The 12,058-nt window shown below is 68.0% G+C and carries 17 protein-coding genes; all 17 read left to right on the top strand.

The genetic code is table 11. From position 1 onward, the window contains the following. Nucleotides 1-41 precede the first annotated feature (41 nt). Nucleotides 42-410 (top strand): hypothetical protein, encoded by a 369-nt coding sequence (locus AB0O48_RS08230; protein WP_357253579.1) that lies wholly within the window; start codon nucleotides 42-44, stop codon nucleotides 408-410. A 571-nt stretch (nucleotides 411-981) separates the two neighbouring features. Further along, nucleotides 982-1,353 (top strand): hypothetical protein, encoded by a 372-nt coding sequence (locus tag AB0O48_RS08235; RefSeq protein WP_357253708.1) that lies wholly within the window; start codon nucleotides 982-984, stop codon nucleotides 1,351-1,353. Nucleotides 1,354-1,849: 496 nt separating this feature from the next. Beyond that, complete coding sequence (gene rpsL, locus AB0O48_RS08240) at nucleotides 1,850-2,224, top strand: 30S ribosomal protein S12 (protein ID WP_007465318.1); 375 nt, start codon at nucleotides 1,850-1,852, stop codon at nucleotides 2,222-2,224. 1 nt (nucleotide 2,225) lies between these two features. Continuing rightward, nucleotides 2,226-2,696 carry a 30S ribosomal protein S7 gene (rpsG, locus tag AB0O48_RS08245; RefSeq protein ID WP_030489583.1) on the top strand — a complete coding sequence of 157 codons (471 nt, stop codon included), beginning with the start codon at nucleotides 2,226-2,228 and terminating at the stop codon, nucleotides 2,694-2,696. Nucleotides 2,697-2,770: 74 nt separating this feature from the next. After that, a complete protein-coding gene (gene fusA / locus AB0O48_RS08250; protein WP_357253577.1) occupies nucleotides 2,771-4,867 on the top strand; it encodes an elongation factor G in 2,097 nt (698 codons plus the stop codon). A gap of 212 nt (nucleotides 4,868-5,079) precedes the next feature. Continuing rightward, the gene (tuf, locus tag AB0O48_RS08255) at nucleotides 5,080-6,273 is read left to right on the top strand and encodes an elongation factor Tu (RefSeq protein ID WP_357253575.1); all 1,194 of its coding nucleotides are present in this window, start codon (nucleotides 5,080-5,082) and stop codon (nucleotides 6,271-6,273) included. Between the two features lie 350 nt (nucleotides 6,274-6,623). Further along, nucleotides 6,624-6,932 (top strand): 30S ribosomal protein S10, encoded by a 309-nt coding sequence (gene rpsJ / locus AB0O48_RS08260; protein WP_007073037.1) that lies wholly within the window; start codon nucleotides 6,624-6,626, stop codon nucleotides 6,930-6,932. 11 nt (nucleotides 6,933-6,943) lie between these two features. Further along, nucleotides 6,944-7,609 (top strand): 50S ribosomal protein L3, encoded by a 666-nt coding sequence (gene rplC, locus AB0O48_RS08265; protein ID WP_184178725.1) that lies wholly within the window; start codon nucleotides 6,944-6,946, stop codon nucleotides 7,607-7,609. Continuing rightward, nucleotides 7,606-8,256 carry a 50S ribosomal protein L4 gene (rplD, locus tag AB0O48_RS08270; protein ID WP_110563096.1) on the top strand — a complete coding sequence of 217 codons (651 nt, stop codon included), beginning with the start codon at nucleotides 7,606-7,608 and terminating at the stop codon, nucleotides 8,254-8,256. Before rplC ends, rplD begins: the two co-directional genes overlap by 4 nt. Beyond that, on the top strand, nucleotides 8,253-8,555 hold the full coding sequence (gene rplW, locus AB0O48_RS08275; RefSeq protein WP_007465304.1) for a 50S ribosomal protein L23: 303 nt from the start codon (nucleotides 8,253-8,255) through the stop codon (nucleotides 8,553-8,555). Before rplD ends, rplW begins: the two co-directional genes overlap by 4 nt. A 12-nt stretch (nucleotides 8,556-8,567) precedes the next feature. Next, nucleotides 8,568-9,407 (top strand): 50S ribosomal protein L2, encoded by an 840-nt coding sequence (gene rplB, locus AB0O48_RS08280; RefSeq protein WP_357253573.1) that lies wholly within the window; start codon nucleotides 8,568-8,570, stop codon nucleotides 9,405-9,407. A 12-nt stretch (nucleotides 9,408-9,419) separates the two neighbouring features. Continuing rightward, entirely contained in the window at nucleotides 9,420-9,701 is a 282-nt protein-coding gene (rpsS, locus tag AB0O48_RS08285) for a 30S ribosomal protein S19 (protein WP_007465299.1), read from the top strand. 41 nt (nucleotides 9,702-9,742) lie between these two features. Next, on the top strand, nucleotides 9,743-10,201 hold the full coding sequence (rplV, locus tag AB0O48_RS08290) for a 50S ribosomal protein L22 (protein WP_007465297.1): 459 nt from the start codon (nucleotides 9,743-9,745) through the stop codon (nucleotides 10,199-10,201). Then, complete coding sequence (gene rpsC, locus AB0O48_RS08295; protein ID WP_007465294.1) at nucleotides 10,201-11,070, top strand: 30S ribosomal protein S3; 870 nt, start codon at nucleotides 10,201-10,203, stop codon at nucleotides 11,068-11,070. Before rplV ends, rpsC begins: the two co-directional genes overlap by 1 nt. Before the next feature lie 3 nt (nucleotides 11,071-11,073). Beyond that, the gene (gene rplP, locus AB0O48_RS08300) at nucleotides 11,074-11,499 is read left to right on the top strand and encodes a 50S ribosomal protein L16 (RefSeq protein ID WP_053653940.1); all 426 of its coding nucleotides are present in this window, start codon (nucleotides 11,074-11,076) and stop codon (nucleotides 11,497-11,499) included. Further along, nucleotides 11,499-11,735 carry a 50S ribosomal protein L29 gene (gene rpmC / locus AB0O48_RS08305; protein WP_007465283.1) on the top strand — a complete coding sequence of 79 codons (237 nt, stop codon included), beginning with the start codon at nucleotides 11,499-11,501 and terminating at the stop codon, nucleotides 11,733-11,735. Before rplP ends, rpmC begins: the two co-directional genes overlap by 1 nt. Next, nucleotides 11,732-12,010 (top strand): 30S ribosomal protein S17, encoded by a 279-nt coding sequence (gene rpsQ / locus AB0O48_RS08310; RefSeq protein WP_030489590.1) that lies wholly within the window; start codon nucleotides 11,732-11,734, stop codon nucleotides 12,008-12,010. The genes rpmC and rpsQ overlap by 4 nt, the downstream gene beginning before the upstream one ends. Nucleotides 12,011-12,058 lie beyond the last annotated feature (48 nt).

Consider the following 12,058-nt stretch of genomic DNA (forward strand, 5'->3'; position numbering starts at 1 on the left):
GTGCCCACCCACCCCTGGGCCGAGTTCGGCATGATGGGGGGATGACGACCGCACCCGGGCAGGTGTCCGTCGCGCAGCAGGGCCTGCGCCACCCGTTGGACCCGGATCCGGCCCGCGCCACGAAGGCTCGGGCGGTTTTCGCTCTCGGGCTGCTCGGCCTGCTGACCGGGCTGTTCATCGGCGGGGTGGTGCCGGCGACGGTGGCACTGCAACTGGCGCGGCAGGCGCGACGTGAGGCGTACTCCTCGGGGGGTTTCCTGACCGGCGGCAGCTGGCTGCGGCGGGGGGAGCGGATGGCCTGGACCGGCCTGGTGCTGGTCGCCGTCAGCGTGGTGGCCGTGGTGGTGATCGGCGTGGTGCGGTTGGCCGGTGCGCCGTTCGGTCACGACTACCCGGCGAACATGGACTGAGCCGCCGCGCCCGGCGTTGGCGCCGGCACCCCCGGCGGTAGCCTGGCCGGTGTCCGCCGCGCGGCGGTGGCGGCCTTGTCGACAGGAGGACCTCGTGACGGATCCGGCGCGGCCCCCTGCCGACGAGCCGGCCGGCCAGCCGGCGTCGTCCGAGCTGACGCCGTCCGAGGCCACCCAACCGGCCCCGAGCGGCCAGCCGCAGCCACCCGCGCCCACGCCGGGTTGGGCGACGCCGACCTCCGCCGCGCCGCAGCCCGGCTGGGGTCCGACCAGTCCGCCCGACGCCGGCCAGCCGTACCCGGTCGCCGGGGTGCCCACCCCGGCACCGCCGGGTTGGGGTCCGCCGCAGCCTGGGGCTGCCGTGCCCTACGGGTGGGGTCCGCCGCAGTCTGGTGTGCCGGCGGGTTGGGGTCCGCCGCAGTCTGGGCCGGGTTGGGGTCCGCCGTCGTCCGGTATGTCGGGTTGGGGTCCGCCGTCGCCCGGTTCCACACCCGGTTGGCCCGGAATGCCGGGTCATCCGGTTCCGCCACCCACCGACGCCCAGCACCTGCCGCCGAAACGGGTGGAGGCGGTGCCGGGCACCCCGTTCGGGGTCGTACACCTGGAGGTGGCCCCGGTCACGTCGGGACTGGCCATCGGATCCCTGGTGGCCGGCATCGCGTCGATCCTGGTGTCGTTGCTGGTGATCTGCTTCGGAGTGGCCTTCGCGAACGATGGCGGGGCCTGGGCTTCCGGAGCGTTCGCCGCCCTCGGGTTGCTGGCCGGCGTGGGAGCGGTCGTCATCGGTCTGCTCGGCCGGCGGCAGATCCGTCGTCCGGCCGCGCCCCCTGCGGTCCGGTTCACCGGGCGGGGGCTTGCGGTGGCCGGAATCAGTTGTGGCGCGGCGGGGGCACTGCTCAGCCTCCTGGGTCTCGGCCTCGCGCTGCTGCTCACCCTGACCTGAGGCTGGTCTCGGCGCTCGACCCGTTTCTGCCCGCTTGCCGCTGCCCGGCCCGGGGCCGACGGGTGGTCCCGCGGGGGAGCCGGTACACTTGTGTCTGTAGGTGCCCATCGCGGGCGACGGGGCAGGACGAGATTCGGCCGGCGGGTGTACGACAGTCGCCGGACCCTTCCGTTTTGACCTGGGCGGTTGTGGTAGGTACTCTTTCCCCTTGTGCCCGGGCATGCCCGGGCAACTCGTGCGTGCGCTGTTTCCGGATCCCGGACGGCGGCACGACAAGCCAAGGATCCGGGGCGGGGCGACCCGCGCGCCGGTGACACAAACCCGATCGCACGCGCAAGCGTCCGCAACGGGACCGCGGAGAGGCGACACGCCCGACCGCGGGTGCCGGGGCCTCCGTCAGGTGGCCCAGGTCGGAATGTAGGAGAGCCGGTCAGCAGGCCGGCTAACGAGCAGACGGCGCGGCCGCGAATGCGGCCGAAGGGAGCGGAGAAACCCGGTGCCCACGATCCAGCAGCTGGTCCGAAAGGGCCGCCAGGCGAAGACGACCAAGACCAAGACCCCGGCGCTGAAGGGTTCCCCTCAGCGGCGCGGCGTGTGCACCCGCGTGTACACCACCACCCCGAAGAAGCCGAACTCGGCGCTGCGCAAGGTCGCTCGCGTGAAGCTCAGCAGCCAGATCGAGGTGACGGCCTACATCCCGGGCGTCGGTCACAACCTCCAGGAGCACTCGATCGTGCTCGTGCGTGGTGGCCGGGTGAAGGACCTCCCCGGCGTGCGTTACAAGATCGTTCGCGGTTCGCTGGACACCCAGGGTGTCCGCAACCGCAAGCAGGCGCGCAGCCGTTACGGCGCGAAGAAGGAGAAGAGCTGACATGCCGCGTAAGGGACCCGCTCCGCGGCGGCCACTGGTCGCTGACCCGGTGTACAACTCGCCGCTGGTCACCCAGCTGGTGAACAAGATCCTGCTGCGCGGCAAGCGTCAGCTCGCCGAGACCATCGTGTACGCGGCCCTCGAGGGCTGCCGCGAGAAGTCCGGCACCGACCCGGTCGTCACCCTCAAGCGGGCGATGGACAACGTCAAGCCGACCCTCGAGGTGCGTAGCCGTCGTGTCGGTGGCGCCACCTACCAGGTGCCGGTCGAGGTCCGCCCGACCCGGGCGACCACCCTGGGCCTGCGCTGGCTGGTCACCTACTCTCGCGCGCGGCGTGAGAAGACCATGGTCGAGCGGCTGATGAACGAGCTGCTGGACGCGAGCAACGGCCTCGGTGCCGCCGTCAAGCGGCGCGAGGACACGCACAAGATGGCCGAGTCGAACAAGGCCTTCGCGCACTACCGCTGGTAACACCCTGGTTCCGGCGCCTCCGGGCGCCGGAACCGCCACCAGTTGTGTCGAGACGACGATAAGTAGGGATTGAAGTGGCCGCCGCAGACGCGCTCGCCAAGGTACGCAACATCGGCATCATGGCGCACATCGATGCCGGTAAGACCACGACCACCGAGCGGATCCTGTTCTACACCGGCATCACGTACAAGATCGGTGAGGTCCACGAGGGCGCTGCCGTCATGGACTGGATGGAGCAGGAGCAGGAGCGTGGTATCACCATCACCTCCGCTGCTACCAAGTGTGAGTGGAAAGACCACACGATCCAGATCATCGACACGCCCGGCCACGTCGACTTCACGGTCGAGGTCGAGCGGTCGTTGCGGGTCCTGGATGGTGCCGTCGCGGTCTACGACGGTGTCGCCGGCGTGGAACCGCAGACGGAGAACGTCTGGCGGCAGGCCGACAAGTACAACGTCCCGCGGATGTGCTTCGTCAACAAGCTCGACCGGACCGGCGCCGACTTCTTCCGCTGCGTGCAGATGATGATCGACCGGTTGAACGCCACCCCGCTGGTGCTCCAGATCCCGATCGGGCTCGAGGGTGACCACATCGGTGTCGTCGACCTGATCGGCATGCGCGCGCTCACCTGGCGTGGGGAGACCCAGAAGGGTGAGGACTACGCGGTCGAGGAGATCCCGGCCGAGCTGGCCGACTCCGCTGCCGAGTGGCGCGAGAAGCTGATGGAGACCCTGGCCGACGTCGACGACTCGGTGATGGAGAAGTACCTGGAAGGCGAGGAGGTCTCCGTCGAGGAGATCAAGGCCGCCATTCGGCGTGCCACCATCGCCGGCAAGGCCAACCCGGTGCTCTGCGGCTCGGCGTTCAAGAACAAGGGCGTTCAGCCCATGCTCGACGCCGTTGTCGACTTCCTGCCGTCGCCGCTCGACGTTCCGGCGATCGAGGGTACGGCCACCGACGGTGAGACCCCGTTGCTGCGGAAGCCGTCCAACTCGGAGCCCTTCTCCGGCCTGGCGTTCAAGATCCAGACGGACAAGCACCTCGGTAAGCTCACCTACGTGCGGGTCTACTCCGGCACGCTCGATTCCGGTTCCCAGGTGGTCAACTCCACCAAGGACCGCAAGGAGCGCATCGGCAAGATCTACCAGATGCACGCCAACAAGCGCGAAGAGCGTCCGTCGGCGCAGGCCGGCGACATCATCGCCGTGCAGGGTCTCAAGCAGACCACCACCGGCGACACGCTCTCCGACCCGGCGAACCCGGTGATCCTGGAGTCGATGACCTTCCCGGAGCCGGTCATCTCGGTGGCGATCGAGCCGAAGACCAAGTCCGACCAGGAGAAGCTGGGCACCGCCATCCAGCGCCTGGCCGAGGAGGACCCGACCTTCCGCGTCCAGCTGGACGAGGAGACCGGTCAGACGGTCATCTCCGGCATGGGTGAGCTGCACCTGGACATCCTGGTCGACCGGATGCGCCGCGAGTTCAACGTCGAGGCCAACGTCGGCAAGCCGCAGGTGGCGTACCGCGAGACCATCCGCCGCAAGGTGGACAAGGTCGAGTACACCCACAAGAAGCAGACCGGTGGTTCCGGCCAGTACGCCCGCGTGATCGTGAGCGTCGAGCCGCTGCCGCTGGACAACGACTCGCCGACCTACGAGTTCGCCAACGCCGTCAGCGGCGGCCGGATCCCCCGGGAGTTCATCCCGTCGGTGGACGCCGGTGCGCAGGACGCGCTGCAGTACGGCATCCTGGCGGGCTTCCCGCTGGTCGGCGTGAAGCTGACCCTGCTGGACGGCCAGTACCACGAGGTCGACTCGTCGGAAATGGCATTCAAGATCGCCGGCTCGATGGTGATGAAGGACGCGGCCCGCAAGGCCGATCCCGCGTTGCTCGAGCCGATGATGGCCGTTGAAGTCACCACTCCTGAGGAGAACATGGGTGACGTCATCGGTGACCTCAACTCCCGCCGCGGCATCATCCAGGCGATGGAGGAGCGCAGTGGCGCCCGCATCGTCAAGGCTCTGGTGCCGTTGTCGGAGATGTTCGGCTACGTCGGCGACCTGCGGTCGAAGACCCAGGGCCGGGCTAGCTACAGCATGCAGTTCGACTCCTACGCCGAGGTTCCGCAGAGCGTCGCGAGGGAGATCATCGCCAAGGCAACGGGGGAGTAACGCCCTGAGCAGGTGATTCGTGGTTGGTCGCGGGTAGGTTCGCCCGCCCGCGGCCACCACGATCGGATCGCGTGAGACCGGGCCTGTAGGCTTCATCGCCGCAGAACCCACAAAGGCTCTCCGACCGTCAGGTCGGAAAGGCTGTCGACAGAGTCCTAAGCGCCGACCGGCGCGCCGGGCGTACGAACCAAGAAGTCCACAGGAGGACACCAGTGGCGAAGGCTAAGTTCGAGCGGACTAAGCCGCACGTCAACATCGGCACCATTGGTCACATCGACCACGGTAAGACGACGCTGACGGCGGCCATCACCAAGGTCCTGCACGACCAGTTCCCGGACCTGAACCCCTACACGCCGTTCGACGAGATCGACAAGGCGCCGGAGGAGAAGGCCCGCGGCATCACGATCTCGATCGCGCACGTCGAGTACCAGACCGAGGCGCGGCACTACGCGCACGTCGACTGCCCCGGCCACGCGGACTACATCAAGAACATGATCACCGGTGCCGCGCAGATGGACGGCGCGATCCTGGTGGTCGCGGCGACCGACGGCCCGATGCCGCAGACCCGCGAGCACGTGCTGCTGGCCCGTCAGGTTGGCGTGCCGTACATCGTCGTGGCGCTCAACAAGAGCGACATGGTCGATGACGAGGAGCTCCTGGAGCTCGTCGAGCTCGAGGTTCGTGAGCTGCTCTCCTCGCAGGAGTACCCGGGTGACGACCTGCCGGTCGTTCGGGTTTCGGCGCTGAAGGCCCTCGAGGGTGACCCCGAGTGGACCGGCAAGCTGCTGGACCTGATGACCGCTGTCGACACCTCGATCCCGCAGCCGGAGCGCGAGGTCGACATGCCGTTCCTGATGCCGGTTGAGGACGTCTTCACGATCACCGGTCGTGGCACCGTCGTCACCGGTCGCGTGGAGCGCGGCGTTCTCCTGCCGAACGAGGATGTTGAGCTCGTCGGTATCAAGGAGAAGAGCTTCAAGACCAAGGTCACCGCGATCGAGATGTTCCGGAAGACCCTGGACGACGCTCGCGCAGGCGAGAACGTCGGCCTGCTGCTGCGTGGCACCAAGCGCGACGAGGTCGAGCGCGGCATGGTCGTCGTGAAGCCGGGCTCGAACACCCCGCACACGGAGTTCGAGGCGACGGTCTACATCCTCTCCAAGGAGGAGGGTGGCCGCCACACCCCGTTCTTCCAGAACTACCGTCCGCAGTTCTACTTCCGGACCACGGACGTCACCGGTGTCGTCACCCTTCCCGAGGGCACCGAGATGGTCATGCCGGGCGACAACACGTCCATGTCGGTGAAGCTGATCCAGCCCATCGCCATGGAGGAGAACCTCAAGTTCGCGATCCGCGAGGGTGGCCGTACCGTCGGCGCCGGGTTCGTCACCAAGATCATCAAGTGAACTAGGTAACCCCGATTAGACCCGCCGCCAGTCGTGCGGCATACTAGTCAGGTTGCGTAACGACAGTTCGTCGCCTGTGTTCGGCTTTCGCTGAACCTCCGGGTGGCGAGTCAGTCGAGCGTAGGGTGGTTGGCGGCCCAGTCGCCAACCACCCTCGCACGGCGTTCAGGTCGCGGTAATGCGATCGGCGCCTTGACCCACCGCGCGGTCAGCACCACTCCGGAACCACGGGGCGGAGCCCGGCCCGAGGGCGCGACACGCCCGACCGCGGGGGTCGGCGAAGTGGGCCTGTGCCAGCCGGCACAGGCGCCCGCAACACAGCGGCATCGAGAGAAGGAACAGAAGCCACCATGGCGGGACAGAAGATCCGCATCCGGCTCAAGGCCTATGACCACGAGGTCGTCGACTCCTCGGCTCGGAAGATCGTCGAGACGGTGACGCGCACCGGGGCGCAGGTCGCGGGCCCGGTGCCGCTGCCCACGGAGATCAACCGTTTCTGCGTTATCCGCTCGCCGCACAAGTACAAGGACTCGCGCGAGCACTTCGAGATGCGCACGCACAAGCGGCTGATCGACATCATCGACCCGACCCCGAAGACGGTCGACTCGCTCATGCGCCTCGACCTGCCGGCTGGCGTCGACATCGAGATCAAGCTGTAGGGACCGGACAAATGGACAGGCAAGTCAAGGGGATCCTGGGCGCCAAGCTCGGCATGACCCAGGTCTGGGACAACAACCGTGTTGTTCCCGTGACCGTGGTCGAGGCCGGCCCGTGCGTCATCAGCCAGGTTCGTAGCGCCGAGAAGGACGGTTACTCCGCGGTCCAGCTGGCCTACGGCACCATCGACCCGCGCAAGGTCAAGAAGCCGATCAGCGGGCACTACGCCAAGGCGGACGTGGCGCCGCGCCGGCACATCGTCGAGCTGCGCACCACGGACGCCGGGGAATACTCGCTCGGCCAGGAAGTCACGGTCGAGGAGTTCCCGGCCGGCGTCACCATCGACGTCACCGGCAAGACCAAGGGCAAGGGCTTCGCCGGCGCGATGAAGCGGCACGGCTTCCACGGTCTGGGCAGCAGCCACGGTGTCGAGCGCAAGCACCGCTCGCCCGGTTCCATCGGCGCCTGCGCCACCCCGGGTCGTGTCTTCAAGGGCACCCGGATGGCCGGCCGGATGGGTGGCGTTCGCTACACCGTGCAGAACCTGACCGTCCAGGCGGTCGACACCGAGAACAACCTCCTGCTCGTCCGGGGTGCCATTCCTGGCCCCAAGGGCGCGCTGGTTCTGGTCCGTACCGCGGCCAAGATCAAGGTGAAGAAGGGCGGTGCGGCCAAGTGACCACCGTTGACGTGCGCACCGTCGAAGGCACCACCAGCAGCTCCGTCGAGCTGCCGGCGGACATCTTCGACGTGCAGGCCAACGTCGCGCTGATGCACCAGGTCGTGGTGGCCCAGCTCGCGGCGGCCCGACAGGGCACGCACAAGACCAAGACCCGCGCCGAGGTTGCTGGTGGCGGCAAGAAGCCGTACAAGCAGAAGGGCACCGGTCGCGCCCGGCAGGGCTCGATCCGCGCGCCGCAGTTCGCCGGCGGTGGCGTCGTGCACGGTCCCGTGCCGCGCGACTACAGCCAGCGGACCCCGAAGAAGATGAAGGCCGCCGCTCTGCGGGGTGCCCTCTCCGACCGGGCCCGCGCCGGGCAGGTGCACGTCGTCGAGGCGTTCGTCTCGGGCGAGAAGCCGTCGACCAAGGCCGCTCTGGCCACGCTGACCAAGCTCACCGAGGCCCGTCGGGTCCTGGTCGTGCTGAGCAGCACCGACGAGCTGAACTGGGTGTCGCTGCGCAACGAGCCGCGCGTGCACCTGATCGAGTCCGGCCAGCTGAACACGTACGACGTGCTGGTGGCCGACGACGTGGTCTTCACCAAGGACGCCCTGGACGAGTTCCTGGGCGTGCCCGCCGAGACCACCGAGGAGGGTGGCAAGTGAGCACGATCGCCGACCCGCGCGACATCATCGTGGCGCCGGTCGTCTCGGAGAAGAGCTACAGCGAGCTGAACCGGAACTGGTACACCTTCCTGGTGCACCCGGACGCGAACAAGACCGAGATCAAGATCGCTATCCAGCAGATCTTCAACGTCCGCGTCCTGACGGTCAACACGCTCAACCGCCAGGGTAAGCGCAAGCGCACCAAGACCGGCTTCGGTCAGCGCAAGGCGACCAAGCGGGCGATCGTGAAGCTGGCTGACGGTGACCGCATCGAGGCCTTCGGCGGCCCGGTCAGCTGAGGGGTGTAGACAATGGCTATCCGTAAGTACAAGCCGACGACGCCGGGCCGACGTGGCTCGAGTGTCGCTGACTTCGCCGAGATCACCCGGTCCACGCCGGAGAAGTCGCTGCTGGTTCCGCTGCCGAAGAAGGGCGGGCGTAACGCCCACGGCCGGATCACCACGCGGCACCACGGCGGCGGTCACAAGCGCCAGTACCGTCTGATCGACTTCAAGCGGGTCGACAAGGACGGCGTGCCGGCGAAGGTCGCTCACATCGAGTACGACCCGAACCGCACGGCGCGCATCGCGCTGCTGCACTACGCCGACGGCGAGAAGCGGTACATCATCGCGCCGAAGGACCTGAAGCAGGGCGACCGCGTCGAGTCCGGACCGGGCGCCGACATCAAGCCGGGTAACAACCTGCCGCTGCGCAACATCCCGGTCGGTACCACGGTCCACAACGTGGAGCTGCGTCCGGGTGGCGGGGCCAAGCTGGCCCGGTCCGCCGGCGTCGGTATCCAGCTGCTCGGCCGCGAGGGCGCGTACGCGACCCTGCGTATGCCGTCCGGCGAGATCCGGCGGGTGGACGTTCGCTGCCGCGCAAGCGTCGGCGAGATCGGCAACGCCGACCAGTCGAACATCAACTGGGGCAAGGCCGGCCGGATGCGGTGGAAGGGCAAGCGCCCGACCGTCCGTGGTGTCGCCATGAACCCGGTCGACCACCCGCACGGTGGTGGTGAGGGTAAGACCTCCGGTGGTCGCCACCCGGTCAACCCGCAGGGTAAGCCCGAGGGCCGCACCCGCCGTAAGGGCCAGCCGAGTGACCGGCTGATCGTCCGCCGCCGCTACGCCACGCGTAAGCGCGGCTGAGGGAGATAAGACATGCCTCGCAGCCTGAAGAAGGGCCCGTTCGTCGACGACCACCTGCTCAAGAAGGTGGAAGTACAGAACGACAAGGGCTCCAAGAACGTGATCAAGACCTGGTCGCGGCGTTCGACGATCATCCCCGAGATGCTGGGGCACACGATCGCCGTTCATGACGGACGCAAGCACGTCCCGGTGTTCGTGACCGAGGCGATGGTCGGGCACAAGCTCGGCGAGTTCGCGCTGACCCGCACGTTCAAGGGTCACGAGAAGGACGACCGGAAGAGCCGTCGGCGCTGACGCCGCGGGCATACGGATAGAGGGAACAAGGGGTTACAGCGATGCCAGGAAAGGGCGACGCTCCGGTGCTTCCGGGCGCGCGGGCGGTTGCGCGGCACGTGCGCATCTCGCCGATGAAGGCGCGCCGGGTGGTCAACCTCGTCCGCGGCCTGCCCGCGAAGGAGGCGCTCACGGTGCTGCAGTTCGCGCCGCAGGCTGCGAGCGAGCAGGTGTACAAGGTGCTCGCTAGCGCGATCGCCAACGCGGAGAACAACGAGCGGCTGGACCCCGACGCGCTGCTCGTCAGCGAGGCCTTCGTGGATGAGGGCCCGACGATGAAGCGGTTCCAGCCGCGGGCGCAGGGTCGGGCGTACCGAATCCGCAAGCGCACCTGCCACATCACCGTGGCGGTCGAAGCGGTCGCGCCGGCAGCGCCGAGGAAGGCCGCGGCGAAGAAGGCCGCCCCGGCCACGGAGGCCGCACCGGCCGAAGCGCAGAGCAAGACGGAGGACGCCGAGTAATGGGTCAGAAGGTTCACCCCACTGGGTTCCGGCTCGGCATCTCGACCGACTGGAAGTCCCGCTGGTTCGCGGACAAGCTCTACAAGGACTACATCGGCGAAGATGTCAAGATTCGCCGGATGATGTCCAAGGGCCTCGAGCGTGCCGGCATTTCCAAGGTCGACATCGAGCGCACCCGCGACCGGGTTCGGGTCGACATCCACACCGCCCGGCCGGGCATCGTCATCGGCCGTAAGGGTGCGGAGGCCGACCGGATCCGCGGCGAGCTTGAGAAGCTCACCGGCAAGCAGGTTCAGCTGAACATCATCGAGGTGAAGAACCCCGAGTCGGACGCTCAGCTGGTCGCGCAGGGCGTGGCCGAGCAGCTGTCCAGCCGGGTCAGCTTCCGTCGGGCGATGCGCAAGGCCATGCAGTCGGCGATGAAGAACCCGGTCTGCAAGGGCATCCGGGTTCAGGTCTCGGGCCGCCTCGGCGGCGCCGAGATGAGCCGGACCGAGTTCTACCGTGAGGGCCGGGTTCCGCTGCACACGCTGCGGGCCAACATCGAGTACGGCTTCTTCGAGGCCCGTACCACGTTCGGCCGGATCGGTGTGAAGGTCTGGATCTACAAGGGCGACGCCGTCCCGGGCCGGGAGGCTCCGGCCGAGGCCGGTCCGTCCCGCCCGCGTCGTGGTGAGCGTGGCGACCGTCCCGAGCGTCCGCGTCGTGGCCGGTCGGGTTCGTCCGGCACCACGGCCGGTGGCACCGAGGCCGGGCGGGCTGCTGCGACCACCATCGCGCAGCAGGCCGAGACGCCGAGCGGCGAGCCGGTGGACAGCGCAGCTGTCGCCGCCGCGGCTGCTCCGGCAGAAACGCAGCAGGAGGGCTGACAGATGCTGATGCCGCGCAAGCCCCCGAAGGGCTTCCGCAAGCCGCACCACCCGGACCGCAGTGGCGCGTCCAAGGGTGGTAACCGGGTGGTGTTCGGCGAGTTCGGGATCCAGGCTCTCGAGCCGGCGTACGTGACGAACCGGCAGATCGAGTCGGCACGTATCGCGATGACTCGCCACATCAAGCGTGGTGGCAAGGTCTGGATCACGATCTTCCCGGACCAGGCCCTCACCAAGAAGCCTGCCGAGACCCGGATGGGTTCCGGTAAGGGTTCGCCCGAGTGGTGGGTTGCCAACGTCAAGCCGGGGCGGGTTCTCTTCGAGATGTCCTTCCCCAACGAGCAGACCGCGCGAGAGGCCATGCGTCGCGCGATCCACAAGCTCCCGATGAAGTGCCGCATTGTTACGCGCGAAGTGGGTGAATCCTGATGGCAGCGGGCGTTAAGGCGACCGAGCTGCGTGAGCTCTCCGAAGAGGAGCTGGTCACGAAGCTGCGGGAGGCCAAGGCGGAGCTGTTCAACCTCCGCGTGCAGGCCGCAACCGGGCAGCTGGACAACAACCGGCGGTTGCAGGTCATCCGTCGGGAGATCGCCCGGATCTACACGATCATGCGTGAGCGCGAGCTGGGGCTCTCGGCCGCGCCGACTGAGGTGACTGCATCATGACCGAAGAGACCGCCACCGCCGCCGCGCGGTCGCGCCGCAAGGTCCGCGAGGGCCTGGTGATCAGCGACAAGATGGACAAGACCGTCGTCGTCGAGGTCGAGGACCGGGTTCGGCACGCGCTGTACGGCAAGATCATGCGCCGTACGGCCAAGCTGAAGGTGCACGACGAGCAGAACGCCGCTGGCACCGGTGACCGGGTTCTCATCATGGAGACCCGGCCGCTGAGCGCCACCAAGCGTTGGCGGATCGTGGAGATCCTGGAAAAGGCCAAGTAGCGAAGGCTCGAGCTCGCCCGGCGTTGCGTCGGGCGTAGGTTCCGCCAG

The sequence above is a fragment of the Micromonospora sp. NPDC085948 genome, assembly GCF_040686315.1.
In the GTDB taxonomy this organism is placed as follows: domain Bacteria; phylum Actinomycetota; class Actinomycetes; order Mycobacteriales; family Micromonosporaceae; genus Micromonospora.